The 25,648-nt window shown below is 40.8% G+C and carries 32 protein-coding genes; 28 read left to right on the plus strand and 4 right to left on the minus strand.

Going from position 1 to position 25,648, the window contains the following annotated elements; translation table 11 throughout:
* The first annotated feature begins 6 nt into the window (after positions 1 to 6).
* The 5 genes from AB5N96_RS11025 (at position 7) to AB5N96_RS11045 (ending at position 4,569) form a co-directional block, all read left to right on the plus strand.
* Positions 7 to 1,182, plus strand: coding sequence for an ABC transporter substrate-binding protein (locus AB5N96_RS11025; protein ID WP_204589211.1), 1,176 nt, complete (start codon positions 7 to 9; stop codon positions 1,180 to 1,182).
* Positions 1,183 to 1,254: 72 nt separating this feature from the next.
* Positions 1,255 to 2,130, plus strand: a complete 876-nt coding sequence (locus AB5N96_RS11030) for a branched-chain amino acid ABC transporter permease (protein WP_204589212.1) — start codon at positions 1,255 to 1,257, stop codon at positions 2,128 to 2,130.
* Positions 2,131 to 2,139: 9 nt separating this feature from the next.
* Complete coding sequence (locus tag AB5N96_RS11035) at positions 2,140 to 3,102, plus strand: branched-chain amino acid ABC transporter permease (protein ID WP_204589213.1); 963 nt, start codon at positions 2,140 to 2,142, stop codon at positions 3,100 to 3,102.
* Positions 3,080 to 3,859 carry an ABC transporter ATP-binding protein gene (locus tag AB5N96_RS11040; RefSeq protein WP_204589214.1) on the plus strand — a complete coding sequence of 260 codons (780 nt, stop codon included), beginning with the start codon at positions 3,080 to 3,082 and terminating at the stop codon, positions 3,857 to 3,859. Before AB5N96_RS11035 ends, AB5N96_RS11040 begins: the two co-directional genes overlap by 23 nt.
* A gap of 2 nt (positions 3,860 to 3,861) precedes the next feature.
* A complete protein-coding gene (locus tag AB5N96_RS11045; RefSeq protein WP_204589378.1) occupies positions 3,862 to 4,569 on the plus strand; it encodes an ABC transporter ATP-binding protein in 708 nt (235 codons plus the stop codon).
* A 16-nt stretch (positions 4,570 to 4,585) separates the two neighbouring features.
* Here the strand turns inward: AB5N96_RS11045 and AB5N96_RS11050 are convergent, their stop codons facing one another.
* Positions 4,586 to 4,963, minus strand: a complete 378-nt coding sequence (locus AB5N96_RS11050; protein WP_204589215.1) for a hypothetical protein — start codon at positions 4,961 to 4,963, stop codon at positions 4,586 to 4,588.
* A 58-nt stretch (positions 4,964 to 5,021) separates the two neighbouring features.
* Between AB5N96_RS11050 and AB5N96_RS11055 the strand changes: the two genes are divergently transcribed.
* From AB5N96_RS11055 to AB5N96_RS11070, 4 genes are all read left to right on the plus strand, one after another.
* Positions 5,022 to 5,477, plus strand: a complete 456-nt coding sequence (locus AB5N96_RS11055) for an OsmC family protein (protein ID WP_204589216.1) — start codon at positions 5,022 to 5,024, stop codon at positions 5,475 to 5,477.
* Positions 5,458 to 6,981, plus strand: a complete 1,524-nt coding sequence (locus AB5N96_RS11060) for an amidohydrolase (protein WP_499705522.1) — start codon at positions 5,458 to 5,460, stop codon at positions 6,979 to 6,981. Before AB5N96_RS11055 ends, AB5N96_RS11060 begins: the two co-directional genes overlap by 20 nt.
* A gap of 1 nt (position 6,982) precedes the next feature.
* Positions 6,983 to 7,792, plus strand: a complete 810-nt coding sequence (coaW, locus tag AB5N96_RS11065; RefSeq protein WP_204589218.1) for a type II pantothenate kinase — start codon at positions 6,983 to 6,985, stop codon at positions 7,790 to 7,792.
* A gap of 149 nt (positions 7,793 to 7,941) precedes the next feature.
* Positions 7,942 to 8,142, plus strand: coding sequence for a cold-shock protein (locus tag AB5N96_RS11070; protein ID WP_100352564.1), 201 nt, complete (start codon positions 7,942 to 7,944; stop codon positions 8,140 to 8,142).
* Between the two features lie 338 nt (positions 8,143 to 8,480).
* On the opposite strand, the gene AB5N96_RS11075 is transcribed toward AB5N96_RS11070, so the two are convergent.
* The gene (locus tag AB5N96_RS11075; RefSeq protein WP_499705523.1) at positions 8,481 to 8,864 is read right to left on the minus strand and encodes a ribonuclease HI family protein; all 384 of its coding nucleotides are present in this window, start codon (positions 8,862 to 8,864) and stop codon (positions 8,481 to 8,483) included.
* A gap of 72 nt (positions 8,865 to 8,936) precedes the next feature.
* Between AB5N96_RS11075 and AB5N96_RS11080 the strand changes: the two genes are divergently transcribed.
* A complete protein-coding gene (locus AB5N96_RS11080; RefSeq protein ID WP_392456528.1) occupies positions 8,937 to 9,122 on the plus strand; it encodes a zinc-finger domain-containing protein in 186 nt (61 codons plus the stop codon).
* A gap of 35 nt (positions 9,123 to 9,157) precedes the next feature.
* Here the strand turns inward: AB5N96_RS11080 and AB5N96_RS11085 are convergent, their stop codons facing one another.
* Positions 9,158 to 9,367 carry a cold-shock protein gene (locus AB5N96_RS11085; protein WP_204589220.1) on the minus strand — a complete coding sequence of 70 codons (210 nt, stop codon included), beginning with the start codon at positions 9,365 to 9,367 and terminating at the stop codon, positions 9,158 to 9,160.
* Positions 9,368 to 9,462: 95 nt separating this feature from the next.
* On the opposite strand from AB5N96_RS11085, the gene AB5N96_RS11090 reads away from it, so the two are divergent.
* From AB5N96_RS11090 to AB5N96_RS11175, 18 genes are all read left to right on the plus strand, one after another.
* On the plus strand, positions 9,463 to 10,086 hold the full coding sequence (locus AB5N96_RS11090) for an HD domain-containing protein (protein ID WP_499705524.1): 624 nt from the start codon (positions 9,463 to 9,465) through the stop codon (positions 10,084 to 10,086).
* Positions 10,074 to 11,951: an ABC-F family ATP-binding cassette domain-containing protein gene (locus AB5N96_RS11095; RefSeq protein WP_499705525.1), complete on the plus strand. Its 1,878-nt coding sequence runs from the start codon at positions 10,074 to 10,076 to the stop codon at positions 11,949 to 11,951. Before AB5N96_RS11090 ends, AB5N96_RS11095 begins: the two co-directional genes overlap by 13 nt.
* A 27-nt stretch (positions 11,952 to 11,978) precedes the next feature.
* Positions 11,979 to 13,103: a conserved virulence factor C family protein gene (locus tag AB5N96_RS11100; protein ID WP_204589223.1), complete on the plus strand. Its 1,125-nt coding sequence runs from the start codon at positions 11,979 to 11,981 to the stop codon at positions 13,101 to 13,103.
* Positions 13,104 to 13,105: 2 nt separating this feature from the next.
* On the plus strand, positions 13,106 to 13,543 hold the full coding sequence (locus AB5N96_RS11105) for a BrxA/BrxB family bacilliredoxin (protein ID WP_204589224.1): 438 nt from the start codon (positions 13,106 to 13,108) through the stop codon (positions 13,541 to 13,543).
* 47 nt (positions 13,544 to 13,590) lie between these two features.
* A complete protein-coding gene (locus AB5N96_RS11110) occupies positions 13,591 to 14,328 on the plus strand; it encodes a class I SAM-dependent methyltransferase (RefSeq protein ID WP_499705526.1) in 738 nt (245 codons plus the stop codon).
* A gap of 220 nt (positions 14,329 to 14,548) precedes the next feature.
* Entirely contained in the window at positions 14,549 to 15,094 is a 546-nt protein-coding gene (locus AB5N96_RS11115) for a YpjP family protein (RefSeq protein ID WP_499705527.1), read from the plus strand.
* Between the two features lie 12 nt (positions 15,095 to 15,106).
* A complete protein-coding gene (locus AB5N96_RS11120) occupies positions 15,107 to 16,045 on the plus strand; it encodes a thymidylate synthase (protein ID WP_392456540.1) in 939 nt (312 codons plus the stop codon).
* Between the two features lie 10 nt (positions 16,046 to 16,055).
* Entirely contained in the window at positions 16,056 to 16,541 is a 486-nt protein-coding gene (locus AB5N96_RS11125; protein ID WP_499705528.1) for a dihydrofolate reductase, read from the plus strand.
* Positions 16,534 to 17,271: a lysophospholipid acyltransferase family protein gene (locus AB5N96_RS11130; RefSeq protein ID WP_499705529.1), complete on the plus strand. Its 738-nt coding sequence runs from the start codon at positions 16,534 to 16,536 to the stop codon at positions 17,269 to 17,271. Before AB5N96_RS11125 ends, AB5N96_RS11130 begins: the two co-directional genes overlap by 8 nt.
* Positions 17,268 to 18,110, plus strand: a complete 843-nt coding sequence (locus tag AB5N96_RS11135) for a DegV family protein (RefSeq protein WP_204589229.1) — start codon at positions 17,268 to 17,270, stop codon at positions 18,108 to 18,110. The genes AB5N96_RS11130 and AB5N96_RS11135 overlap by 4 nt, the downstream gene beginning before the upstream one ends.
* Positions 18,111 to 18,114: 4 nt before the next feature.
* Positions 18,115 to 18,933, plus strand: a complete 819-nt coding sequence (locus tag AB5N96_RS11140; RefSeq protein ID WP_499705530.1) for a GDSL-type esterase/lipase family protein — start codon at positions 18,115 to 18,117, stop codon at positions 18,931 to 18,933.
* Positions 18,934 to 18,938: 5 nt separating this feature from the next.
* Positions 18,939 to 19,514: a YpmS family protein gene (locus AB5N96_RS11145; RefSeq protein WP_392456549.1), complete on the plus strand. Its 576-nt coding sequence runs from the start codon at positions 18,939 to 18,941 to the stop codon at positions 19,512 to 19,514.
* A gap of 16 nt (positions 19,515 to 19,530) precedes the next feature.
* Entirely contained in the window at positions 19,531 to 20,058 is a 528-nt protein-coding gene (msrA, locus tag AB5N96_RS11150) for a peptide-methionine (S)-S-oxide reductase MsrA (RefSeq protein ID WP_392456551.1), read from the plus strand.
* A 22-nt stretch (positions 20,059 to 20,080) separates the two neighbouring features.
* Positions 20,081 to 20,473, plus strand: a complete 393-nt coding sequence (gene msrB, locus AB5N96_RS11155) for a peptide-methionine (R)-S-oxide reductase MsrB (protein ID WP_239584804.1) — start codon at positions 20,081 to 20,083, stop codon at positions 20,471 to 20,473.
* A gap of 12 nt (positions 20,474 to 20,485) precedes the next feature.
* A complete protein-coding gene (locus AB5N96_RS11160) occupies positions 20,486 to 20,701 on the plus strand; it encodes a YozE family protein (RefSeq protein WP_204589234.1) in 216 nt (71 codons plus the stop codon).
* Between the two features lie 70 nt (positions 20,702 to 20,771).
* On the plus strand, positions 20,772 to 21,476 hold the full coding sequence (gene deoD / locus AB5N96_RS11165; RefSeq protein ID WP_392456554.1) for a purine-nucleoside phosphorylase: 705 nt from the start codon (positions 20,772 to 20,774) through the stop codon (positions 21,474 to 21,476).
* Positions 21,477 to 21,555: 79 nt separating this feature from the next.
* Entirely contained in the window at positions 21,556 to 23,016 is a 1,461-nt protein-coding gene (locus tag AB5N96_RS11170; RefSeq protein WP_204589236.1) for a S41 family peptidase, read from the plus strand.
* Between the two features lie 55 nt (positions 23,017 to 23,071).
* The gene (locus AB5N96_RS11175) at positions 23,072 to 24,223 is read left to right on the plus strand and encodes a CobW family GTP-binding protein (RefSeq protein WP_499705531.1); all 1,152 of its coding nucleotides are present in this window, start codon (positions 23,072 to 23,074) and stop codon (positions 24,221 to 24,223) included.
* Positions 24,224 to 24,320: 97 nt separating this feature from the next.
* Here the strand turns inward: AB5N96_RS11175 and AB5N96_RS11180 are convergent, their stop codons facing one another.
* Positions 24,321 to 25,628 (minus strand): MATE family efflux transporter, encoded by a 1,308-nt coding sequence (locus AB5N96_RS11180; protein WP_499705539.1) that lies wholly within the window; start codon positions 25,626 to 25,628, stop codon positions 24,321 to 24,323.
* Positions 25,629 to 25,648: the final 20 nt, after the last annotated feature.

Here is a 25,648-nt window from a genome sequence, read left to right on the forward strand (position 1 = left end):
CATGAAATGAAAAAATCGAAATTTGCTTCCTTGTTCTTAGCTTCAACGATGGTACTTGCAACACTGGCAGCCTGTGGTGACTCAGAAGGCGGCTCGTCAGGTGATGGCGATACGATTAAAATTGGAGCAAACCTTGAGTTGTCAGGTCCTGTAGCTTCTTATGGATCTTCAGAACTTGAAGGGATTGAAATGGCAATTGAAGAAATCAATGCCGATGGCGGAATCGACGGAAAAGAAATTGAACTTACGAAGGTAGATAATAAATCAGATGCAGCTGAGGCAACAAACGCTGCAATTAAGTTGACTGATCAAGATAATGTACTAGCAATCATTGGTGCTGCAACTTCAGGTAATACTGTTGCTCAAGTACAAGTGGCTGCTGACTCTGAAACACCACTTATTACACCATCTGGTACTAGCCCAACAGTTACTGTAGCTGAAGATGGCTCCGTGAATGAATATGCTTTCCGTACATCATTCATTGATCCTTTCCAAGGAACAGTAGCAGCAAACTTTGCAGCGAATGAACTTGGCGTTAAAACGGCAGCTGTATATGCAGATAACTCTTCTGACTATGCTAAAGGTCTAGCGGCATCATTCATTGAAGATTTTGAAGCAGCTGGTGGTACGATCGTTGCACAAGAATCGTATGTAGCAAAAGATACAGACTTCCGCTCAACATTAACTCGCCTAGCTTCAGCAGATGCTGAATTCGTATTTATCCCAGGGTATTACGAAGAAGTAGGTCTAATTGTTAAACAAGCACGTGAACTTGGCATCGATGTACCATTGATGGGTGCTGATGGTTGGGATTCTCCAACAATCGTTGAACTTGCTGGTGCAGAAGCACTGAACAATACGTTCATCATCAATCACTACTCTGCTGAAGATCCAGATGGAAAAGCAAAAGAATTCGCAGATAAATTCGAAGAGAAATATGGAAAGCTTCCAAACTCATTTAACGCTCTTGGGTATGACACTGTGTATCTATTAAAGGATGCAATTGAGCGTGCAGGTGAACTTGATGGAGAGAAAATTAAAGATGCACTTGCTTCTACTGAAGCATTAGAGCTTGTAACAGGCGCTTACTCAGTTGACGAAAACCACCATCCAGTTAAATCAGCTACGATCTTAGAGTTCGTTGACGGAGTTCAAGTCTTTAATACGAAAGTTAACCCTTAAGGGGTGCGTTATTAGGGGGGAGAACGATTTCCCTCCTTTTTCTTTTGGCTCAACATCAGAGGGGGTTATGCTATGGAAATTATCCAGCAGATTTTAAATGGTATTTCCGTTGGTAGTATCTATGCACTAATTGCACTTGGATACACAATGGTATATGGAATTATCAAATTAATTAACTTTGCACATGGTGACGTATTCATGTTAGGTGCGTTTATCGGTTTTTATGCAATTACTGTCTTTCAATTAAACTTCTTTGTCGCATTGATTTTTTCAATGGCTGTTACGGCATTGATCGGAGTATTGATCGAGCGTATTGCTTACAAACGTTTGCGTAATGCAACTCGTATCGCTGCACTTATTACAGCAATTGGGGTATCACTATTAATCGAGTATGGATTTATTTATATTCGAGGAGCGCAACCTGAAGCCTATCCAGATGTTTTTGGTCGCCAGTCGATTTCAGTTTTTGGGGCAACAATCGATGTAAAAGCACTGCTGATTCTGTCGGTTTCTGTAGTGCTTATGATGCTTCTTCAGTTTATTGTTCATAAAACAAAGACAGGAAAAGCAATGCGTGCAGTCTCTCACGACACGGAAGCCGCGAAATTAATGGGAATCAATGTTGACAATACCATTTCAGCAACTTTCGCAATCGGCTCTGCGCTTGCAGGAGCTGCAGGTGTTATCTTCGGTTTGTATTATACAAAAATCGATCCTTTAATGGGTGTGATTCCAGGACTTAAAGCTTTCGTAGCGGCTGTTCTAGGTGGTATTGGAATTATTCCTGGGGCGATGGTCGGTGGATTAATATTAGGTTTAGTCGAAACATTTGTAAGTGCCATCGGGCTTTCATTGTGGCGAGATGCAGCTGCTTTTATTATTCTAATTTTAATTTTAATTTTCCGCCCATCAGGGATCTTCGGAAAAAATTCAAGAGAGAAAGTGTAGGTGGACAAAATGAAAAAACATTCACGTGCGTTTTGGCCACTACTAATTGGAGCTCTTGTCTTTTACGGTATTGTTCAAGGTCTCATCATGGCTGGCATGTTAAATACGTATTATACAAACACATTGATTTTCATTTCGATTAATATCATTCTTGCTGTAAGTTTGCATCTTGTTATTGGAATTACTGGCCAGTTCTCGATTGGCCACGCAGGTTTCATGGCAGTCGGTGCCTATTTATCAGCAATTGTGACGATGAAGTTTGATTTGCCTTTTATAGTGGCGATTGTTGTCGGAGGTCTAGTAGCAGCTCTTGCGGGTTTAATTGTAGGGATTCCAAGTCTTCGTTTACGCGGGGATTATCTTGCAATTGCAACGCTTGGATTCGCTGAAATTATTCGGATCATTTTCCTGAATATCGATTATGTCGGCGGAGCAGCTGGAATGCAAGTGAGTAAAATGACAGACTGGACATACACATTCTTCTTTATGTTGATTACTATTTTAGTAATAGTAAACTTTACACGTTCACGTCATGGAATCGCTGCATTGTCTATTCGGGAAGATGAGATTGCTTCCGATGCGATGGGTATCAATACGACGTACTATAAAGTAGCGGCATTTGTTATCGGGTCGTTCTTTGCAGGAGTTGCTGGAGCATTGTTCGCACATAACTTCTACATCGTATTGCCTTCACAATTCGGGTTCTTAAAGTCTGTAGATATTTTGATTTTAGTAGTACTAGGTGGGCTTGGTAGTTTATCAGGCGCAATCATCTCGGCCATCTTCTTAACACTTGTTTCAACATTCCTTCAAGGGTACCCAGAAACACGTATGATCATTTATAGTTTGGTACTGATAATTGTCATGCTATACCGCCCACAAGGATTGATGGGCACTAAAGAAATCACGGATTATTTCCGGGGCTGGACATCAAAAGGAGGGAAAGGCAATGGAAAAGACACCACTACTTGAAGTCAAACAAGCGGGCATCCAATTTGGTGGACTAAAAGCCGTTCAAAATCTTAACATTTCCCTCTATCCAGGAGAACTAGTCGGTCTGATTGGACCCAATGGTGCGGGGAAGACGACAAGTTTTAACTTATTAACGGGTGTTTATGTTCCGACTGAGGGTGATGTGTTCTTCCAGGGCAAGCGCATCAACGGACTTGCCCCTTATAAAGTGACGCAGTCAGGAATCAGTCGCACATTCCAAAATATTCGCTTATTCCGAGATATGACGGTTTTAGACAATGTGAAAGTGGCATATCATGCACTCGCAAAGCATACGATGCTTGCATCCATTCTCCGTTTACCATCCCATTTTGCTGGGGAACGTAAGATGGAAGAAGATGCGATTGAATTTCTAAAAATATTCCGTTTGGAAAAATACAAAGATGAGCTTGCGAAAAATCTACCATATGGCCAGCAGCGCCGTTTGGAAATTGCACGTGCACTAGCTGCTAATCCAAAACTTTTACTTCTCGATGAGCCAGCAGCGGGAATGAATCCTCAAGAAACACACGACTTAATGGAACTCATCGCATTTATTCGTCAAAAGTTCGATTTAACAATTTTATTAATCGAGCATGATATGAATCTCGTAATGGGTGTCTGTGAACGCATTTATGTATTAGATCACGGTCAACTTCTAGCAGAAGGTCCGCCAGAAGTGATTCGTAACGATCCGAAAGTTATTGAAGCGTATTTGGGTGAGGAGGTAACAGAATGACAATGCTCGAAGTGAAAAACATCGATGTGTACTATGGGAATATTCAAGCTTTGAAAGATGTCTCTGTTACAGTAAATGAAGGTGAAATTGTATCCCTTATCGGTGCAAACGGGGCAGGAAAGAGTACACTTTTAAAAACTTTATCTGGTCTACTGAAGCCTAAGAGTGGAGGAATCACTTTCCTTGGAAATTCGATTGCTGGTAAAGCGGCACAAGGAATTGTAAAATCCGGCATCTCACATGTTCCAGAAGGACGACGCGTATTTGCAAATTTGACTGTAGAAGAAAATCTTGAACTGGGCGCATTTCTTCGCAAAGATAAAAAAGCGATTGCGGAAGATATGAAAAAGGTATATGATACGTTTCCACGCCTTCTTGAACGGCGCAAACAGATGTCCGGGACCTTGTCTGGGGGAGAGCAACAGATGCTTGCTATGGGTCGCGCCATCATGGCGAAGCCAAAGTTACTACTATTGGATGAGCCTTCGATGGGACTTGCCCCTTTAATGGTAAAGACAATCTTTGAAGTCATTAAAGACATTAACGTTCAAGGAACGACTGTACTTTTAGTGGAACAAAATGCACATATGGCTCTATCGATTGCACACCGAGGGTATGTAATAGAAACAGGTAAAGTTGTATTGTCTGGCTCTGCCCAGGAATTACAGTCTTCCGAAGAAATTCGAAAAGCGTATCTTGGTGGCCATTAAAAAAATCGCTCACACATCATTGTGTGGGCGATTTTTTCTTAAGTAAATATCGGATTCCTTCGATGATTACACCAAGAACTAATCCTAGAGCAGTAAAAATAAACAGGGAAAGCAATCCTGCGAGTTCTCCAAATTCACCTTGCGTAAATAAGAAGCTACGGAACATTTCAATAAATCCGATAGCGAGACCTACTACGAAGACAATAAATCCGACTTTTAGACCTAAAAATGCAAGTGCACCCGAGAACAGACCTGCAGCTAGTCCATACGCAATAATCGTTACGATATTGGAAGTTGCAAGTTCTTGATCTAAAATCACACCTACACCGAACAACAATAAAAAAAGAGTGATCGACATGACAATCACACCGAGTATTTTATAATTGGCTGTCATTTCATTTCCCCACTTTCATATTTCAAGTATACTAGTAAAAAAGAAAGGATGTAAACGGATGCGACATACTTTTCACCAAGCACTTCATTGGAATTCAAAACGCAATACAATAGGACAAGTGACGATTGCGAACTACACGCATGACTTTTCGATTCCAGCATCATTGGATGGTCCAGGACAAGGGACTAACCCAGACGAGCTTTTACTCAGCTCTGCAGCTGGATGCTATATCATGACACTCGGTGCGATGTTTGAGAGAAGTAACATCGAGGACGCTCACATTGAGTTAAAGTCCGAACTACTAGTTGAAGTCGATGCAGGTACATATAAAGTAAGTGAGCTTCACCATTACCCGACCATTTCTTACGTAAATCTTGAGAAGAGAAAACTCATCGAGCGCCTGGTTCACAAAGCAGATGAAAGATGCATGATCAGTAATGCTCTAAAAGGTAACGTTAAAATCACCATACACCCAACATTCAAGGAGGTAGCTCGTGAAGACAGTATTTTATAATGCTCAATTTTTTACGATGGAAAGTGAAACTGAGTCAGTAGAGGCCGTTTTAGTAGAAGACGGAACGATTATTCAGACAGGTTCGTTCGAACAATTGAAAGCGCTCGCAGACAAGCAAATCTCTCTAGATGGAAACGTCGTATACCCTGGCTTTATTGATAGTCATATGCATTTGATTGGTCATGGTCAAAAGATTTCATCAGCAGACCTTTCAGAATGCCGTTCAATTCGTGAGATTTTAGATGTGGTTGGTGAGGAACATCCGGTTTCCGGTTGGATAGTTTTAGAAGGTTGGAATGACAATACATTAATGGATAACCGTGCACCGATTTCAGCAGATTTAGATGCACTTTTCCCAAATACCCCGGTAGTTTTAAAACGAATTTGTCGCCATGGGTTGGTTGCGAATTCTAAAGCTATGGAACTTGCAGGTATCACGCATTCTGTTGAAGAGGTTGCAGGGGGAGTGATTGGACGCGATGAACAAACAAATGAATTAAATGGTCTGTTCTATGATGAAGCTCAATCTCTCGTCACGAATGCAATTCCGGAGTTAACCGTTGAAGATTTAACGACAATTATTCAAAAGAGTATTCAAGACTTACATAAACTTGGTCTCACAGGTGGTCATTCGGAAGATATGGCGTATTATGGACCGTATACCAATCCATTGCATGCATACCGAAAAGGGCTGAATAAATCATTTCGAGTACACTTACTAAGGCATCACCATGTATTTGCAGATATGACCCATGAAACAGGAGATGACTTCCTGTCATTCGGATGTATGAAGATTTTTATGGACGGGTCTCTAGGCGGCCGCACAGCTTGGTTGAGCAACCCATATAGCGATAGTGAGGATACTCACGGTGTCGCTATTCATACAAAAGAAGAATTAATCGAGATGGTTAAGCTAGCTCGTCAACATGAAGCTGGCATTGCAGTCCATGTGATTGGTGACCGAGCAACTGAAGAAATTGTTGAACTGCTTGAGCAATTTCCTGCCCCTCAACAGGCGCTTGACCGTTTGATTCATGTAAATGTGCTCTCAGAACATTTAATCAAACGAATTGCAAAGCTACGTGTTATGTGTGATATTCAACCGATGTTTGTCCCTTCTGATTTTCCGTGGGTAAAAGATCGACTAGGAGAAGAACGTCTTACCTATTCGTATGCGTGGCGTACGCTGTTAGACAACTCCATTGGTTTAGCTGGAGGTTCAGACGCACCTATTGAAACTGCAGACCCTCTTCTTGGGATCCAAGCGGCTATTAACAACCCATATTTACCTGATCAAGAATTAACACCTTTTGAAGCGGTGCGTTTATACACGACAAACGCAGCAGAAATCGCGATGCAGGAAGCACGATTCGGAAAGATTGCCCCAGGATTTGAAGCAGATTTCACAGTCGTTTCCGACGAAATAACAAAAGAGTCGATCGTTCATTGCACAATTGAAGCGACAATTGTAAATGGAGAATTGGTTTACAGAAAGGAATTGTAATATGTGTTCTCTAGGAATAGATGCAGGGGGAACCTTGGTCAAGATTGCCTATTGGCAAAAAGACGAGATTGAGACCATTAATTTCCCTGCAACTCGTTTTGATTTAGTTAAAGAATGGATTGGCAAATCTAACGAGAAGCTTCAAATATGTATGACTGGCGGAAGAGCGAAACAACTTGAGACATATTTAGGATCTGAAAACTACCACTATGTTGTGGAGTTTGATGCAACCGTACAAGGTGTTCTTTACCAGTTAAAAAAACAAAACTTACAAATAGAAAAAACCATCATTACAAACATTGGAACTGGAACGTCTATCCATTATTTATCTGGCACCACACACGAAAGGTTAGCTGGAACTGGGATCGGAGGAGGGACTTTGCTTGGCCTAAGTAAAATCCTGATTGGAACTGATCAGTTCGAAGAAATCGTGAAAAAGAGTGAGCAAGGTTCTCGAAAATGGATCGATGTCCGCGTAGAGGACATTTATCAAAACAACCAGCTTCCTATCAAAGGTTCACTGACAGCAAGTAATTTCGGAGCTCTATTAACAGCTGAACAAGGCGTAAATGATGAAAATGACTACGTGGCCGGGATACAAGGAATGATAGGTGAAGTGATTTCTTCACTTGCCATTCAAGCTGCCGATACAAAAGGGTGTACCGATATTATTTACATCGGTACGACTTTAGAAGAGAATGAAATGCTCCAAAATGTTATAGCGTCCTATACAATTTTAAAGGAGAAGAACCCCCTGTTTTTGCCTCAACATGGCTATAGTGGGGCAATTGGAGCTCTTTTGACAATTTGATCATTCTATTTGCATTCTCTCCCAGCTCATGGTATATTGTAATAGAATTATTTTTGTTCGGAGCGTTAGTAGGTGGCAACACTTTTACTATAGTGTTGAGCAAGGATAGTAACAAAAGTGCACACACAGTGCATGAGGAGGATACACACATGGAACAAGGTAAAGTAAAATGGTTTAACTCAGAAAAAGGATTCGGATTCATCGAGCGCGAAGGCGGAGACGACGTATTCGTTCACTTCTCAGCTATCCAAGGCGAAGGTTTCAAAACTCTTGACGAAGGTCAAGACGTAACTTTCGAAATCGAGCAAGGTCAACGTGGCCTACAAGCTACTAACGTAGTTAAAGCTTAATTCTAAACTTTCAAAGGACCTCTTCGGGGGTCTTTTTTTATGTCTAGATGTGGAGCCGACTGGTCAGAAATTGTGCAAGAAGCCAGCGTGAGCTGTGAAGCGCATTTTGTTTCATAGATTGCGATGGCTTCTTGCGGGATTTCTAGGAGGAGGAACTCGATATTGGAAACTGCCACTCGGGATTTGTGCCCTGAGCGGCCATTTTTATGCCCTACGAAGATGTTTTTGTGCCTCGATTGGTCCGTTTTGTGCCCTCAAAACCGCCATTTGTGCCCTGAGTCATGTTATGGAAACTAATTCCTAGCGAGCCCACAGATATTTAACGCACTTCTCAGCTTTCACTTCCTCAAAGCCTCCGTCGCCATTCGATGCGCCGCCCGGTTCTCTTTGTCTGGAATCCATTTTACAAAGAACATCGGAATGCCATCAAGTAACGAATAAATTTCATCCAAAATCGGTTTAAATGTAGGGTTTTTCGTGTAATTACGTTCAACTGCATCAGCCACGATTTTAGAATCGACTCGAATCGATAAAATATCAGGCTGGAGAGGGAGGACGTGTCGAATTCCTTCTCGCAGTGCAATGAATTCAGCTTCGTGATTTGAGCATACGCCAATCTTCTCTGCGTGGTATCCTTCGCTTCCGTTTCCTTTCCAAAATACCCCTATGGCACTTTCTCCTGGGTTTCCACGCGTAGCTGCATCTGTGTACAATTCAATCATTCTCTAGTTCCTTCCCTTGCAACTGACTTCAAAAAACGATTATACTACTACAATAGATAAGGTGGGATAAACGTGTTAACACAACAAATTACAAATGAAATAGATCGTTTGCTTTCTGTCTACTGTGAAGAATGTCCAATTAAACACGATCTTCGTTCACGACAAGGAAAAACAGCGGCACATCAATTTTGTATTTCCGGCTGTTCTGTAGGAAAACAATTGAAAGAAATCGGACAAAAACTATATCAAAACACATAAAAAAACCCGCGCAAGTATGCGAGGGAGAAGATTGTCTATTCATCTAGGATCACATGAACATCTGCTGCCTGTGGTCCACGATTTCCTTCTACAGTACGATAATGCACTTTTTGACCTTCTTCTAACGTACGAAATCCTTCACCATGGATACCTGTAAAATGAACAAATACATCTTCACCATCGTTTGACTCAATAAATCCGTAGCCTTTTTCTGCATTAAACCATTTTACTTGTCCTTGTTGCATTGTACGGGGACCCCCTTCGTTAGAAAAATCAGATAATTACTAGCTAAACTATACAGGATTCGACCTCATCCGTCAATTTGAAAGGGGAACACACCATGTGGAGTGAATTACGTCCTTACTTAGTGGACTATTATAATCAGTTTGATGCAAGCCACGACATGGCCCATATAGACCGGGTCTATGAAAATGCTAGGCGTATACTTGAAAATTACAAAGAAGCGAACCACCGAATTGTTACGCTTGCAGTAGGGTTACATGATGTTGAAGATAAAAAATATAAAAATGATAGAAGTGCAGATTTCATGCAATCTATCTTTACAACGTTTTCTGTGACAGAAGAAGAACAGAAAATCATCCGCTCACTCATTGACCAAGTTTCCTTTAGTGGCGGGTTAACAGCAACTTCATTAGAAGCGAAGATTGTGCAAGACGCTGACCGTATAGATGCTATTGGGGCAATCGGCATAGCACGTACATTTGCATTTGGTGGTGCGAAAGATCGCAGTCTATACAATCACAAAGAAGTTGAGGAAGTAGTATCTGGTGCTAAAATTGACAACGGTTCATCCGTTACTCACTTCTATGAAAAGTTATTGAAGCTAAAAGATAAAATGAATACAGAAAAAGCAAAAGAGATTGCCGAGGAACGTCACCGATTTATGGAAGCGTTTCTTGAGCAACTTTACAACGAATTAGGAGAATCTCCATGTCGCAATTAATTATTCAAAACTTAACAAAAACGGTTGGAGAAAAGACCCTCTTCAAAAACATTGAATTTACAATCACAAAAGGTGAAAAGATTGGTCTCGTTGGAAAAAATGGTAGTGGGAAGTCTACACTACTGCAAATCATTGAAGGTTCTATTGATGCTGATTCATTACATAAAGACCATCCGAATCACTATTCAATTAGCTATCTAGCTCAAGCACCGGATCTAGACCCTACAAAATCAGTGCTAGAAACGATGTTTATCAGTGACTTAGCTATCGTAGCACTTAATAGAAACTACGAACGTATTCGTAAGCAAGCTGAACAAGAACCAAACAACATGAAATTCGTAGAAGAGCTTGTTTCCATTCAAGAGAAAATGGAAGACGGCGGTTGGGATCTCAATACGGCAGCAAAACAAGCGCTTACGAAGCTCGGGATTACAGACTTCGAAAAACCTGTTGGTCAATTATCTGGTGGCCAACAAAAACGGGTTGCCTTAGCTCGGGCATTAATTGAACCACATGATTTACTTTTACTTGATGAGCCTACGAACCATTTAGATGTTGAATCGACGATTGCGTTAGAGGATCTAGTGAAAGCGTATGACGGTGCTGTTTTGTTTGTAACGCACGACCGTCTGTTTCTTGATGCAGTGTCCACTACAATTTACGAAATCGATCAGCTGACGGTTTATAACTATAAAGGCAATTACGAGCAATTCCTTGAAAGCAAAGCGATTCGCTATGAGCAACAACAAGCAGAACAATCCAAACTTCAAAATCTATATCGGAATGAACTCAAATGGGTTCGGCGCGGGGCCAAGGCTCGGACGACGAAACAAAAGGCACGACTAGATCGTTTTGAAGACATTAAAGATCGTGCTTTACTAAAAAACAACGAACAAGATTTCGATGTCAATCTTGCAACGAGCCGACTTGGCAAAAAAGTAATGGAAGGTCATGCACTTGGAATGGCGTTTGAAGACAAACGACTTTTTGATGATTTTTCATTCATTCTTCAAAATAAAGACCGTATTGGGATTGTCGGAGAAAATGGCGCAGGTAAGACTACGTTATTGTCCATAATAGCGGGAATTATACAACCTACTAGTGGAACTCTAGAAGTCGGGCAAACCGTTCGAATTGGATACTTTAGTCAAGAGCTTCCGAAGTTTGATGAGAATCAACGGGTGCTCCATTATATTACAGAAGATTCAAACTCTATTAAAACTTCTAGTGGCGAACGTCTAAGTGCCGTTCAAATGTTAGAGCGCTTTTTATTTCCGACATCTATGCACGGGACACCGATTTATAAATTATCCGGTGGCGAGAAAAAACGCTTATATTTACTCAAACTTTTGATACAGCAACCAAACGTATTAATTTTAGATGAACCGACAAATGATTTAGACTTAGATACTTTAGCGGTACTTGAGGATTATTTGGACAGCTTTGCTGGTGTTGTATTGGTAGTCTCACATGACCGTTACTTCATTGACCGCGTAACGACAAAATTATGGGCGCTTGAAAATCAAGCAGTAGTAGTGACACTAGACAGCTTTGCAGAATACTTGGAACAAAAACGTGAACTGGCGAAAATAGAGAAACAAGTCGTTACACCAAAACAAGTGGCTGAAGAGCCAAAACCAAAAAAGAAACGCATGAGTTATCAAGAAAAGAAAGAGTGGGAAACGATTGAAGATCAGATTGCACTTCTTGAAGAAAAAATCGCTGCCAGTCAATCTATCATCGATTCCGCGGGCTCTGATTACGAAAAAATCCGCGTAGCATCCATTGATTTAGAAGCGAATGAGGCTTTGCTTGAAGAAAAGATGGAACGGTGGGCATATTTAGAAGAAATGGCTTCATCATGATACACTACTTACAGAAGGAGTGATTCTATGAAAATCATCACAATCGAGCCAACACCAAGTCCGAACTCCATGAAAATTGTTGTGGACCAGGAATTGGCATTCGGAACTAGCCATAACTATAGAGAAGGTCAACTCGACGATGCTCCAGAAATCATTGCATCACTGTTTTCTTTAGAAGGAATTAAAGGGATTTATCATGTGGCTGACTTTATGGCAGTAGAAAAACATCCAAAAGCGAGTTGGGATACACTTGTCCCTCAAATCGAACAAGTATTTGGGAAGGAACAAGTCTCAGAGACGCAAACGGAATCTGCTACAGATTCATTCGGTGAAGTGCGTGTGCACGTGCAAGATTATCATGGCATTCCACTTCAAGTGAAAGTGTTTGATTCACAAAATGAACAGCGCTTTGCACTTCCAGACCGCTTTATGGAAACATTTAATCAACGGATTCAAGACGACGAGAATTATATCTTGCAGAGAAAATGGATAGACTATGGCGTACGATACGGGGAGTTCGAAGAAATTGCAAACCAAGTGATTGCTGAACTCGATGCTGCTTTTACGACAGAAAGACTCACACAACTCAGCTCTCCAGAATCCAGTGCGGAAACAGAGTGGAAGAATACGCGCCATCCTGTTAGCCTTGAAGACTTTCAACATCCAGACTGGGAAGTCCGCTATCAATTACTTGACCGCTTGACTCATCCGACTCTTGATGATTTGCCGCTTCTCGCACTTGCTTTAAAAGATGAAAAGGTATCCATTCGCCGCTTGGCAGTTATTTATCTTGGTATTTTGGAAGATAAGATGGTCATTCCACATTTGACCATTGCGTTACATGATAAAAATGCTTCCATTCGTCGTACAGCAGGAGATACGATGAGCGACCTTGGGTACGAAGAGTTTGCACAAGCAATGGCCGAGGCTTTAGCAGATAAAAATAAATTAGTTCGCTGGCGTGCTGCGATGTTCTTCTACGAAGTAGGTACTAAAGAACATATCGACGTACTGAAAAAAGCACAAGATGATTCTGAATATGAAGTACGTCTTCAAGTGAAGATGGCTTTAGCTCGAATCGAGCAGGGAGAAGAAGCAAAAGGCTCTGTTTGGAAGCAAATGAATATGGCACGTGCAATTAAGGAGGACTAAACATGAATGCTTATGAAGAATATATGAAACAAATTGTTGCACCAATGCGCCAAGAACTCGTTGGACATGGTTTTAAAGAATTGACAACAGAAGATGCTGTGAGGGAACATATGCAAACTGCTGAAGGGTTATCACTTGTTGTCATCAACTCTGTTTGTGGGTGCGCAGCAGGTCTTGCACGTCCTGCAGCCATTGAGGCTGTAGAGACAACAACAGCGAAACCCGATCACTTAGTAACGGTGTTTGCTGGACAAGATCAAGAAGCAACGGAAACTATGCGCGGTTACTTTGAAGATGTACCTCCGAGTTCGCCGTCGATGGCATTTTGGAAAGATGGCAAACTTGCGTATTTCATTCCGCGTGAACAGATTGAGAACTTTCCAAAAGAAGCGATTGTCGATCACATTCAAGGTGTGCTTGAGCAATTACAAGGTCAATGAATGTAGCAGTCACTACTTCATTAAAACTGAAGCAGGATGAACAACAAATGGCCATGCAATTTGCCCATTTTCATGCGATGGATTTTCTACCTAGAAACGGAAAGTCTCTGAAAAACTATTTTGAGCCCTACGACATTGTCTATATTTACACGTCTACAGGTATTGAGGCGGTCAAACCTACTGGAGAGAGGTATAAATACCATCCAGGAACGGCAATGTTTCGGTATAAGCGATGGATCGCTGGAGAACAAGAACCTTTGCTTCGTGCGCTAAATCTAGTGAAAGGTGATTCATTTTTGGATTGCACGATAGGTTTCGGAGCGGATGCACTGATGGCGAGTGTGGATCTTGGGGATTCAGGAATCATCGTCGGACTTGAAAAATCAGAAGTCCTTGCGTTTCTCATGAAAGTAAGTCAACAATTCACTAACTTTGAAAGTGAAGAGCTGCAACAAGCGTTCAGGCGTATAGAAATTGTACAGCAAGATGCTGTAGACTATCTGCGGAATCAACCGGATAACTCATATGATGTCGTGTACATGGATCCACTGTTTGAGACTGCTATTGAAGAGTCGACTAACTTTACAACGCATAAGCAATTTGCAGTACGTGATCAGCTGACGGATGAATGGGTCAGGGAGGCAATTCGAGTGTGCCGAAAACGAGCGGTCATTAAAGCACATTATACGAGTGAACTGTTTGAAAAATATGGTTTTCACCAATTGAAAAGAAAAAGCGCAAAATTTCATTTTGGCGTTCGTAACAAAAAAGACCTATGCGAGTAATAATCGCGTAGGTCTTTTTCAATCAATGCGTGAAATTTAATGAAGTTAAGTATCCAAGTAATAATAAATATCCGATACCAATCGCAAGTCCTAAGCTCATGAGATAATCTCTCCTTTAGAATAAAAGTGTTTTTGTTACATGTCATTGTTTCTTATTGTACAATGAAATCAGAAAAGAATGAAGCCTTAGTCATTTATTCAATGAAAAGTTGTTTCAAAAATGTTACGGATGGAAGTGAATGTGTTGTCAGGATTTATTAAAAAGTTTTTAGCCGCTTTAGTCGCTGTAGTCACATTTGGTGTCATTACACCATCGCATGAGATCTGGAATTCCGTATTTGAAATCGAAGAAAACCAATTTACTGAAACCCATGCAGAGGAACGGGTACTGGATATTGGGCGACTCATTGATGAGGCGCGTGAACAGAGTGATGTGAAATTTGGTTCAAAAATTCAACCACGCATTCAGCAACGCTACGAAGCGGAAATCTTCCCATTTTATAAGCAAAAGATAGAAGAATATGCCACGGCATCTTCTGCAATTTCGCATAAGCCTTCCGGTGATTACGGCGAAAAAATTTTCCACTTGTATGATCAGGACACAAATGCTGATATTTTACGTGCGCATGTACGTGTTGAAAAACGACCATTGGAAGGCTATTACTTTACATTCCATTACCATACACATGATGATCAATTTGCAAAACATCAAGATATCGGAGAAATTTATTGGTCGAAGAATACGCCACCAAAATGGTTATCTTAGAGGAGTGTCATAATGAAACAATATCATGAATTATGTGAATACATATTGAAAAACGGTGAACGACGAGAAGACCGAACAGGAGTCGGCACTATCGGAGTTTTTGGATATCAGATGCGCTTTAATTTAGCGGAGGGGTTTCCGTTACTGACTACAAAGCATACTTCATTTAAATTAATTGTCTCAGAGCTTTTATGGTTCTTACATGGAGATACGAATATTCAAACACTCGTGCGTCAAAACAATAATATTTGGAATGAGTGGGCATTTGAACAATGGATTTCAAGTGAAGAGTATAATGGACCAAATATGACGGACTTTGGTTTACGTGCCTCAAAAGATCCTGATTTCAAAATTCTGTACGACCGAGAAATGAAAGCTTTCATCGAACGCATCAAAACGGATGACGACTTTGCGAAGAAATATGGTGAATTGGGGCCGGTATATGGGAGACAATGGCGCTCGTGGGAAACTAAAGATGGTGGTAGTGTAGACCAGATTCAAACTGTCATTGAATCCATTAAAAACTCACCGCATTCACGCCGACACATCGTCACTGCATGGAATCCTGCAGAAGTAGATGAGATGGCATTACCACCTTGTCATTCATTCATGCAATTTTATGTGCAAGGTAATAAACTGAGTTGTCAATTGTACCAGCGCAGTGCGGATGTTTTCTTAGGCGTTCCATTCAACATAGCATCGTATGCATTACTTGTTCATTTGATTGCAAAGGAGACTGGTCTTGAAGCTGGCGATTTCGTGCACACGTTTGGTGATGCACATCTTTATAGCAATCATCTCGACCAAGTCAATGAGTTGTTGGCACGAGAGCCAAAACCACTTCCAACGATCACACTACGCGATATCTCAATTTTTGATATGAAAACAGACGATATTCAACTGATTGGATACGAATCACACCCTCGTATTCACGCGGAAATTGCTGTATAGGGGGAATTTGATGATTACATTTATAGTGGCACATGACGAGAAACATGTAATTGGCCATAACAATGAGATGCCTTGGCATATTCCAGAAGACTTGAAGTACTTCAAAGAAAATACACTCGGTCGTCCTGTCATAATGGGACGCAATACATTCGAATCAATTGGACGTCCACTTCCAGGGCGGGATAACATCGTCATGACACGAAATAAAGAGTTTTCTGCGGAGGGTGTTAAGATTGTCCATACATTTGAAGAAGCCTTGTTGTATGGACAATCGCTTCATGAGGAAGTAGTAGTTATAGGTGGAGCGAAGGTGTTTACAGAGTACCTCGACTACGCAGATCGCTTACTTATCACTGAAATTCATAAGCAGTACGTAGGAGATGCTTTTTTTCCGGAATACAATGACTTCATCCTCGAATGGGAGTCCCCAAAACACACTTCTAAATCTGGCGTAGATTTCACATACAAACGCTACAGAAGAAAGGCCCGTGAATAAGTTGTTAAGAAGCATCGTAACGTATAGTTATATTATCGGGTACATCCCAACCCAATTGAACACGCTAAAAAAATTGAGGAAACGTAAAGCGGAATTAACGACTGCAGAGTACGATCAAGCAGTCTTTGAAACGCCTCAGCGATGGTCTCAAAACATTCTTAAAAAGGCGGGTGCAACAGCTCACCTTACTGGGAAAGAAAATTTACAAGAGGGACCTGTCCTTTTTGTTGCAAACCATGAGGGGAATTTCGATATTCCGGTATTGATTGCCACTGTACCAAAACCATTTGGGTTTCTTTCTAAAGTAGAAGTGAAAAAAATACCTTTTATTGCAGATTGGATGGATGAACTCAATTGTGTTTTTATCGATCGCTCGAATCGACGCAGTGCACTCAACTCCATTTCAGACAGTGTTGAAAGTCTAAAAGCGGGTCACTCTTTATTGTTGTTCCCAGAAGGCGCACGTTCGAAAGGGAATGAGATGAAAGAGTTTAAAACAGGATTTGTTCGAATCGCAGCTAAGGCTCAAGTGCCGATCATTCCAATTGCAATCGTTGGTACGTCTCGATTGATGGAGCAAAATGAAAATAAAATAACTCCAGCAGAGGTGTTTGTGAAAATTTTACCTGCTGTTTATCAACAACAAGACGAGTCGACGGACACATTTAAAGAGCGGGTCGAACGTCTAATACAGGATGCACGCTCAGACTTACAGGGGGAATCAAGATGACGACAATTAAAATTGTAACGGATTCAACAGCTGAACTGACGCAAGATGTTTTCGAACAATTAGGAATAACTGTCGTGCCATTGACCATTCATGTGGATGGTCAGGATTATTTAGACGGTGTAACACTGTCTGCTGAAGAATTCATTAGTAAAATGAAACAATCGAAAGAGTTACCAAAATCTTCTCAACCTTCTGCAGGTACCTTCACTGAAATTTATGATGAACTTGGAAAAGACGGGTCTGAAATTCTGTCAATCCATATGACAGGTGGGATGAGCGGGACAGTTAAATCTGCTGAATCTGCTGCTAGCATTACATCTTCGAATGTCACTGTAGTTGACTCACGATTCATCTCACACGCACTTGCATTTCAAGTGAAAGAAGCAGCTCGTCTGGCTCAACAAGGCAAATCAATGGGTGAGATTTTACGTCATCTCGACCGTGTTCGTGAAAATACACGCCTGTTCGTAGTAGTCGATACACTTGATAACCTTGTGAAAGGTGGGCGGATTGGAAAAGGACGAGCAATGCTTGGCTCTTTACTCTCAATTAAACCAATCGCTTCACTAGCAGGAGGAGAGTACACACCAGTAGCTAAAGCGAGAAGTTACAAACAAGTCATTACGTACTTAATGAATGAATTTACTAAAGATTCAGCTGCCAAACGTGTAAAAGCTGTTGGGATTGCACAAGCTGACGGGTATCAAATGGCTACTCCACTAAAAGAAGCAATTGAAGCGACAGGATTTAAAGACGTGAAACTGTCCTTTACTACGCCTGTAATTTCTACCCATACAGGTCCTGGTGCAATTGGATTTATGTATTTGTTGGAAGGGTAAGCAGTTGAAAAAATTAGCATTTGTTGCATTGGTAGTTGTTGTCGTTATAAGTGGATGTAGCAGTTTTGTAATCAAGCCTGTTTTTCAGGTGAAAGACCGTGAGGAACCTGTTCGCTATCAGGTTCCTTATAATGTCTTTCCTGATAATTTGTTATTTCTCGGACTTGGCGATTCGTTAACAGTTGGAATCGGTGATGAGTTAAAGAAAGATGGGTACGTTGGACGTATTCGAAATGAATTCTTGACAAGTGAGCAAATCGACCGAGTTGAATTGATCAATACAGCGAAACGTGGACGACGAAGTGATCAGTTGTTAACCCTTCTATCAAGCGGGAGTCTCGATAAAGAAATTCAAGAAGCAAGTCATATTTTCTTATCTATTGGTGGAAATGATGTCATGAAAGTAATTAAACGTGACTTGTTCTCACTTCAGTTAGAGGCATTCGAAGAAGAACGAGAACTATATGAGACACGGTACTATCATATCCTGGATTATATACGAGCGATTAACCCACAGGCCCCTATTGTTGCACTTGGCTTGTATAATCCGTTCTCATTAATTACAGTAGAGTCACAAGAAGTAGAATCTATAGTCGTGGATTGGAATACGGCGATGGAAGCTACTTTGGGCGACTTCCAATCAACCTGTTTTGTACCCGTACAAGACCTTTTTTATACCAACGCAAATTTGGTGTATCACACAGATTTCTTCCATCCGAATGGACAAGGCTATGATTTAATCGCCAATCGGATGCTCCGTACAATGGAAAGCTGTGGTTTCATAGAGCAATCAGATGGGGAACTGTATGTAAATGGGGGCTGATAACTTTGAATAAATGGAAAATCGCATTTCTTGGACTTGTACTTTTGCTAGTAATTGCAATCGTTTATGTGGGAAGTTTACTGACTGGAACGTCTGAAAGCTATACACTTACTGACAGACCAGACCCTGCAGAAGGAGGTCAATTGTTTGTCGAGACATCCAAACAAGACTTTGAAAAGCTTGCGAACAAATACATTCAAGAAGCAGTTCGTGACCAGCCAATCCCATTACAATTGGTTGTGGAGGATAAAATTGCTTTGACTTCTGAACTCACCGTTTTTAGTTTAACGATTCCAGTTCAGATGTATTTTGATCCGGTTGTACTTGAGGATGGCAATATTCAACTTGTGCAAAATCAAGTAGATATAGGTCAACTATCGATTCCTCCTGAAGAAATCTTAAAATTATTGCGCAGTTCAATTGATTTACCAAACTGGATGATCGTAAGTCCAGCAGATGAGTCAGTCTTTATAGATTTAGGTGGATTACCGATTGATGGGGACTTAGATATTCGGGCTCAAGAAATTGACTTGGAGAATGATGAAATTATACTCTCCGTGACTGTTCCAACAGATCAATGACAGGGAGGTTTTAAAGATGGAAAAAGCAACTTTCGCAGGTGGCTGTTTTTGGTGTATGGTCAAACCTTTTGATTCGTATGATGGAATTGAAAAAGTAGTGTCTGGATACACGGGTGGCCATGTTGAGAATCCTACGTATGAACAAGTTTGTTCCGAGACAACAGGTCATTATGAGGCGGTACAGATCACCTTTGATCCAACGAAATTCAGTTATGAACAACTTGTCGAAATCTATTTTCAAAATGTTGACCCATTTGATGCTGGAGGCCAATTTTTTGATAGAGGAAAATCCTATCAAACGGCGATTTTTTATCATGATGCGGACCAAAAAGAAGTAGCTGAAAAAGTTATGAAACGACTTGAATCCGATGTCTTCACAAAAAAAGTAGCTGTTGAGCTACTCCCAGCTAAACCTTTTTACGAAGCAGAAGAGTACCACCAAGATTACTACAAAAAAAATAGTGGCCATTACGAGCGCTACTTTACTGGCTCCGGACGTAAAAACTTTGTTGAACAGTTAAGGAGGAATTATTTTGAAGGATAATCTACGTGAAAAATTAACGCCTATGCAGTACCATGTCACGCAAGAAAATGGAACAGAGCCACCGTATCAAGGTGAATACGATCAACACTTCCATGAAGGAATTTATGTGGACATCGTTTCTGGAAAACCATTATTTCACTCGAATGATAAATACGATGCAGGGTGTGGGTGGCCAAGTTTTACAAAACCAATCGATGCGCCTGAAATTGTAGAAGAATTTGATGACAGTTTTGGTATGCGTCGTGTAGAAGTGCGCAGTAAGACGGCGGACTCGCATTTAGGACACGTATTCCCAGACGGACCAAAAGAGTCTACTGGCTTACGTTATTGCATCAATTCAGCAGCTCTTCGTTTCGTTCCAAAGGAAGATTTAGAAAAAGAAGGATATGGCGAATATTTGTCTACCTTCAAGTAAAGAGGTGGACTTATGAGAGATACATTCTATCAATTTGTGTTGAGACATAGAGGCGGTTCAGCATCAAATCCAAAACATCGATTTGCTGAGCGTGTGTTTGAACTTCATGACTTCCCTAAAAATACAAACGACTTTTATGAACTGTCTACTTATATTGAGATGCAAGCAGATGATGCGATTCCTGCTTCTATTTTTGATGAGTTATGGGAAGAATATAAAACGAAGTAATAACATGAATTGCATTCAGTCGCTAAACTATGTATCATAAATTTATACGTTAAAGAAATGAGGTTACATGATGAGTGTTCATATCAGTGCTAAAAAAGGTGAAATTGCAGATACAATTTTACTTCCAGGAGATCCATTACGTGCAAAATACATTGCAGAGACATTTTTAGAAGATGTCGTTCAATATAATGAAGTTCGTAACATGTTTGGATACACAGGAACTTATAAAGGGAAACGCATTTCTGTACAAGGAACTGGGATGGGTGTTCCATCGATTGCAATTTACGTTACAGAATTAATGCAAGAGTATGATGTGCAAAAATTAATTCGTGTAGGTACATGTGGAGCCATCCAAAAAGATGTAAAAGTACGTGACGTAATCATTGGTCAAAGTGCTTCAACTGATTCTTCATTAAACAAAGTTCTTTTAAACGACCTTGCTTATGCACCAACTGCAGATTTTGATCTTCTGTACAAAGCATATGAAGCGGGTAAGGCAGCTGGACTTAACCTACGTGTAGGAAACATTTTCACGGCTGACCTATTCTACAATGATGAAGCAGACTATAAAAAATGGGCTGACTATGGCATCTTAGCAGTTGAAATGGAATCTGCAGCTCTTTATACACTTGCAGCTAAATTCAACCGTCAAGCGTTGTCAATCTTAACTGTAAGTGACCACATCTTAACAGGTGAGGCAACATCTTCAGAAGAACGCCAAACTACATTTAACGACATGATTGTTGTCGCATTAGAAGCAGCTATTCAAGAATAAAATGTTCTAGGGCGCTATGCCCTGGCACCATTTTTAGACTGTCGACATGGACGACAGTCTTTATTAATGAGGTGAGAAAATGGACCAACAGCCTGAAACGAAGCCTGAACAACCACCAGTTCGCCGAGCTTTTCGGATCAACCCATTTATATTCGTCATCGTATTGTTCCTAACAGCTATTGCTTCTGCAGGAGTGACTATGCTCGCCCTAACAACGGGTGATGAAAAGGTGGCAGAAGTCATTCAGCCAACAGAACGACAAGAGTTTTCACGACTCTATGATGTGTATGATCAACTACGCGAACAGTATTATACAGATTTTGATCAAGAGGAACTTGTAAATGGTGCCATCAATGGTATGGTTGATGCACTTGGGGATCCATACTCCGATTATTTGAATCAAGAAGAGGCTGCACAATTTGATGAGAGTATCTCTTCAAGCTTCCAAGGAATTGGTGCTGAGATTCAAGAGCAAAACGGTGTTATCACAGTTGTTTCACCAATTAAAAACTCTCCAGCTGAGCGTGCAGGAATTATGCCGAATGATAAAATTCTTTCAGTCGATGGAGAAGACATTCGCGGATTTAGTGCTTCAGAAGCTGTTCTTCTCATTCGAGGAGAAAAAGGATCAGAGGTCACACTTACGATTCAACGTGGGGAAGCTGAACCAATTGAAGTAACAATCACTCGTGATGATATTCCGATAGAAACGGTTTATACGGAGATGTTGGACGGCAACGTCGCTCATATTTCAATTTCTAGTTTCTCTCATGACACATATCAGGAATTACTAGATGCACTCGATGAGATGGAAGCACAAGGAATGGAAAAATTACTTCTTGATGTCCGTCAAAATCCAGGTGGCTTATTGAACGTTGCTGTTGATATTGCTTCTTTATTTGTAGAAGAAGGTCAACCGGTATTGCAAATTGAGCAACAAGGTGAAGCTACGATTCTACCTGCAGTAGAAGCAGAACGTGTAACAGTGCCAACTGCTGTCATTATCGACGGAGGTAGTGCTTCAGCATCTGAGATTATTGCAGCTGCACTTAGCGAATCTGCTGATATTCCAGTTGTAGGTCTTCCTTCTTTCGGTAAAGGTACTGTGCAGAGTGTTGAAGATTTAGCGGATGGTTCGAATATTAAGTTAACAACTGCAAAATGGTTAACTCCAGAAGGTAATTGGATTCACGAGGAAGGTGTTCAACCCGATGAAGTGGTGGAATATCCTGACTATGCATCTCTTGCGCCATTAGATCCTGCAGTTGAATTGTCTCTTGACCTTCAGTCAGAACAAGTCGGTGTTTTGAAACAATTTATGACAGCACTTGGCTATTCGGTAGATGAAGAAGAAATGCGTTTTGATGAGCAACTCGAAACGGCTGTCGAAGAATTCCAACAAGAGAACGAATTGGAAGTGACGGGTGTAGTATCTGGTGATACCACACTTGCAATTATGGATGCTGTTCGTGAAAAACTTCGTACAGAAGATCCACAACTTTTACGAGCTATTGAAGTGCTTGATCAAGCAGCAGAATAAAACAGAAAGGACTGACTACGTGTAGTCAGTCCCTTTTTTTACAGGAGGGTTTTTAATGAAAGATGTCTATCTATTAAGTGGCTTTTTAGGGAGTGGTAAAACTACACTCCTCGTGAAGTGGCTGACACATCTTAAGCAACTTGGCTTGAAGCCTGCAGTCATTATGAATGAACTAGGAGCACTTGGATTTGATAGTGACGCAGTTGAGGAGGACGTGCCGCTTCGTGAATTATTAGAAGGATGTATTTGTTGTTCACCAGCAGAAAAAACAGAGGCACAAATACAACAAATTTTACATCAAGAAGAATTTGATGTTCTGCTAATTGAAACGACAGGTGCAGCACATCCAGTTGCCTCCTTAGATGTGATTTTATCTCCTTTATTTGCTGACCACTTTGACTTTAAAGGAATTGTGACAGTGGTGGATGCGGTTCGATTTTTAGAACGTGATAAATTGCTAATACAAACAAAGGCCTTATTCTTTGAGCAAATCAAACATGGTCACTTGCTTGTATTAAATAAAGTAGATGTAGTAGATTCAGAAGAACTGGAGGAGGTTCAATTTTCACTCAGTCAATTAAACGCAAAAGCAAAGATTGTTCCGACTACATACAGTACAGTTGATTTTTCACAACTCCAGCATTTAGCACCTTCCTTATCCGCACATGAGCCGATGCGTGTCGGAATGGAGTTAACCTTAGGGACGCGACTAGAAGTACTTTCTTCTTCGTTTCCGCAGTATGCAGTGGAAGAGTGGATTCAATCTCTACCAGAAACGGTTTACCGAGTGAAGGGGTATATTCAATTGCCTTCAACTTCTAAGCCTCATTTATTTCAATATGCATATGGAATGACACAGTGGATGCAAGAAGATGTGAATGTGAAAACACAACTTGTCGTTATCGGCGAAAATTTAACCGCCTGTCCAACGTTAGAAACCTATCAAGTACTTTCCACATTGAAGAAAATTTATCCCGAACGTGAACGCTTAACCAGCCTTTCAACAGCAAGTGACATCGATCAAGTGATTGATGATGAGTTGTTGGATGTCCAAACACACCCACGCACACGCCAAACATTGGAACAAAAAAATGAACAACTGCGTCAAAAAGTAACATTGCTGGATTGCTCAAAATGGGAAGAAGAGTACTTTTTACGTAAAGTCACTGAAAGGTTTAACGAACTGTCAACACGTTTTGCGCAGTAACAATTGTTTTCTTTTCCAGTATGAATTTAGTAATTGAACCAACCTTTGAGGTGAAAATAAATGACTCGGGCATTATGGATTAAAAAAGCACAGCCAATTAGGCTTGTGCTTTTTTACGTGCATACGTTTTTTGAACAATAAGCAATCGTATAGACAGAGTAATCGCTCCAACTGTCAATCCTGCAATTAATCCGACCCAATATCCATACTGTACGAGTGAAGTGGTAGTTGCTAAGTAGTACCCAAGTGGTAAGCCGATGACCCAGTACGAGATAATCGCCATAATGAATGTGATTTTAACGTCTTTGTATCCACGGAGTGCTCCTTGCACAGGTGCTTGGATAGCATCTGATAATTGAAATAAAGCTGCAAATAGTAAAAATTGAACAGCATACCCTACTACGACAGCATCATCTGTATAGAACGTCGAAATTTGCTCGCGGAAAAAGAACAAAATAGATGCTGAAACAAAACTTACAGCTATGGCTAAAAGGACGGATAGCCATGCATAATGAGAGGCTTCAGTAAACTTCTTCGCGCCAACAGATTGACCTACAACAATGGTAGCTCCCATGGCAATAGATAGTGGAATCATATAAAGCAGTGAAGTAAAGTTTAATGCAATCTGGTGGGCAGACAATATTTCAGTTGTATAATTTGTCATCATTAATGTAATTGCTGAGAAAATTGTTGTTTCAGCAAAGATGGATAGACCAATCGGTACGCCCATTGCGATAATAGTCCAGATCCGCTTCATTTGAATTCCCGAGAACCCACTGAAAATCTGATACTCTTTGATTGAGGGAAGTGTAGCGATCAATCCGATTGTTATAAACAAGACAACCCAATAAGTGAGTGCTGAGGCCAGTGCAGCCCCTTGACCACCTAACTCCGGGGCACCGAACTTCCCGAAGATAAAGAGATAATTCAGAAATACATTAATTGGGGCAGATAACAAAGTGATGAACATCGTAATTCGTGTAAGACCAAGAGCATCGATGAACCCACGCAATACACTATAGATAAATAAAGGGATCAATCCAATTGAAATTGCTTTTACGTAAGCAATGGCAATTTCTCGTTCGATTGCAGAAACGTCCATCATGGATACAATAGGCTCTACTGCTAGAAAAATAAGTGCATAGACGAGTAATGACATTGCAATCGCCACAAGTATGCCCTGTTGTACAGAAGGTTTTACTTGTTGTTTGTTATTTCCACCTATGTAATGCGCTACAATAGGCGTTATACTGATAAGGATACCTGTTAAGCCTGTATAAACAGGTATCCATAGAGAAGAGCCGATTGACACACCAGCTAGATGTCCGATATCATATTTACTCGTCATTAAAATATCGAAAAAAGTCATCAAGTAAAGAAAAACTTGAGTGATGAGAATTGGCATGACGATGATGGATAAGGTTT

It is taken from the genome of Chryseomicrobium imtechense (assembly GCF_041475995.1).
GTDB lineage: Bacteria > Bacillota > Bacilli > Bacillales_A > Planococcaceae > Chryseomicrobium > Chryseomicrobium aureum.

Bases quoted from the DNA above. Each gene is read 5' to 3' on its own strand.
- msrB (WP_239584804.1), top strand. From the start codon at position 20,081: ATGCAGTACCATGTCACGCAAGAAAATGGAACAGAGCCACCGTATCAA.
- AB5N96_RS11110 (WP_499705526.1), top strand. From the start codon at position 13,591: ATGGCCATGCAATTTGCCCATTTTCATGCGATGGATTTTCTACCTAGA.
- msrA (WP_392456551.1), top strand. From the start codon at position 19,531: ATGGAAAAAGCAACTTTCGCAGGTGGCTGTTTTTGGTGTATGGTCAAA.
- AB5N96_RS11050 (WP_204589215.1), bottom strand. From the start codon at position 4,963: ATGACAGCCAATTATAAAATACTCGGTGTGATTGTCATGTCGATCACT.
- AB5N96_RS11170 (WP_204589236.1), top strand. From the start codon at position 21,556: ATGGACCAACAGCCTGAAACGAAGCCTGAACAACCACCAGTTCGCCGA.
- AB5N96_RS11175 (WP_499705531.1), top strand. From the start codon at position 23,072: ATGAAAGATGTCTATCTATTAAGTGGCTTTTTAGGGAGTGGTAAAACT.
- coaW (WP_204589218.1), top strand. From the start codon at position 6,983: ATGTGTTCTCTAGGAATAGATGCAGGGGGAACCTTGGTCAAGATTGCC.
- AB5N96_RS11180 (WP_499705539.1), bottom strand. From the start codon at position 25,628: ATGCCAATTCTCATCACTCAAGTTTTTCTTTACTTGATGACTTTTTTC.
- deoD (WP_392456554.1), top strand. From the start codon at position 20,772: ATGAGTGTTCATATCAGTGCTAAAAAAGGTGAAATTGCAGATACAATT.
- AB5N96_RS11105 (WP_204589224.1), top strand. From the start codon at position 13,106: ATGAATGCTTATGAAGAATATATGAAACAAATTGTTGCACCAATGCGC.
- AB5N96_RS11035 (WP_204589213.1), top strand. From the start codon at position 2,140: ATGAAAAAACATTCACGTGCGTTTTGGCCACTACTAATTGGAGCTCTT.
- AB5N96_RS11160 (WP_204589234.1), top strand. From the start codon at position 20,486: ATGAGAGATACATTCTATCAATTTGTGTTGAGACATAGAGGCGGTTCA.
- AB5N96_RS11055 (WP_204589216.1), top strand. From the start codon at position 5,022: ATGCGACATACTTTTCACCAAGCACTTCATTGGAATTCAAAACGCAAT.
- AB5N96_RS11085 (WP_204589220.1), bottom strand. From the start codon at position 9,367: ATGCAACAAGGACAAGTAAAATGGTTTAATGCAGAAAAAGGCTACGGA.
- AB5N96_RS11025 (WP_204589211.1), top strand. From the start codon at position 7: ATGAAAAAATCGAAATTTGCTTCCTTGTTCTTAGCTTCAACGATGGTA.
- AB5N96_RS11120 (WP_392456540.1), top strand. From the start codon at position 15,107: ATGAAACAATATCATGAATTATGTGAATACATATTGAAAAACGGTGAA.
- AB5N96_RS11075 (WP_499705523.1), bottom strand. From the start codon at position 8,864: ATGATTGAATTGTACACAGATGCAGCTACGCGTGGAAACCCAGGAGAA.
- AB5N96_RS11135 (WP_204589229.1), top strand. From the start codon at position 17,268: ATGACGACAATTAAAATTGTAACGGATTCAACAGCTGAACTGACGCAA.
- AB5N96_RS11090 (WP_499705524.1), top strand. From the start codon at position 9,463: ATGTGGAGTGAATTACGTCCTTACTTAGTGGACTATTATAATCAGTTT.
- AB5N96_RS11030 (WP_204589212.1), top strand. From the start codon at position 1,255: ATGGAAATTATCCAGCAGATTTTAAATGGTATTTCCGTTGGTAGTATC.
- AB5N96_RS11040 (WP_204589214.1), top strand. From the start codon at position 3,080: ATGGAAAAGACACCACTACTTGAAGTCAAACAAGCGGGCATCCAATTT.
- AB5N96_RS11125 (WP_499705528.1), top strand. From the start codon at position 16,056: ATGATTACATTTATAGTGGCACATGACGAGAAACATGTAATTGGCCAT.
- AB5N96_RS11115 (WP_499705527.1), top strand. From the start codon at position 14,549: ATGTTACGGATGGAAGTGAATGTGTTGTCAGGATTTATTAAAAAGTTT.
- AB5N96_RS11045 (WP_204589378.1), top strand. From the start codon at position 3,862: ATGCTCGAAGTGAAAAACATCGATGTGTACTATGGGAATATTCAAGCT.
- AB5N96_RS11100 (WP_204589223.1), top strand. From the start codon at position 11,979: ATGAAAATCATCACAATCGAGCCAACACCAAGTCCGAACTCCATGAAA.
- AB5N96_RS11070 (WP_100352564.1), top strand. From the start codon at position 7,942: ATGGAACAAGGTAAAGTAAAATGGTTTAACTCAGAAAAAGGATTCGGA.
- AB5N96_RS11095 (WP_499705525.1), top strand. From the start codon at position 10,074: ATGTCGCAATTAATTATTCAAAACTTAACAAAAACGGTTGGAGAAAAG.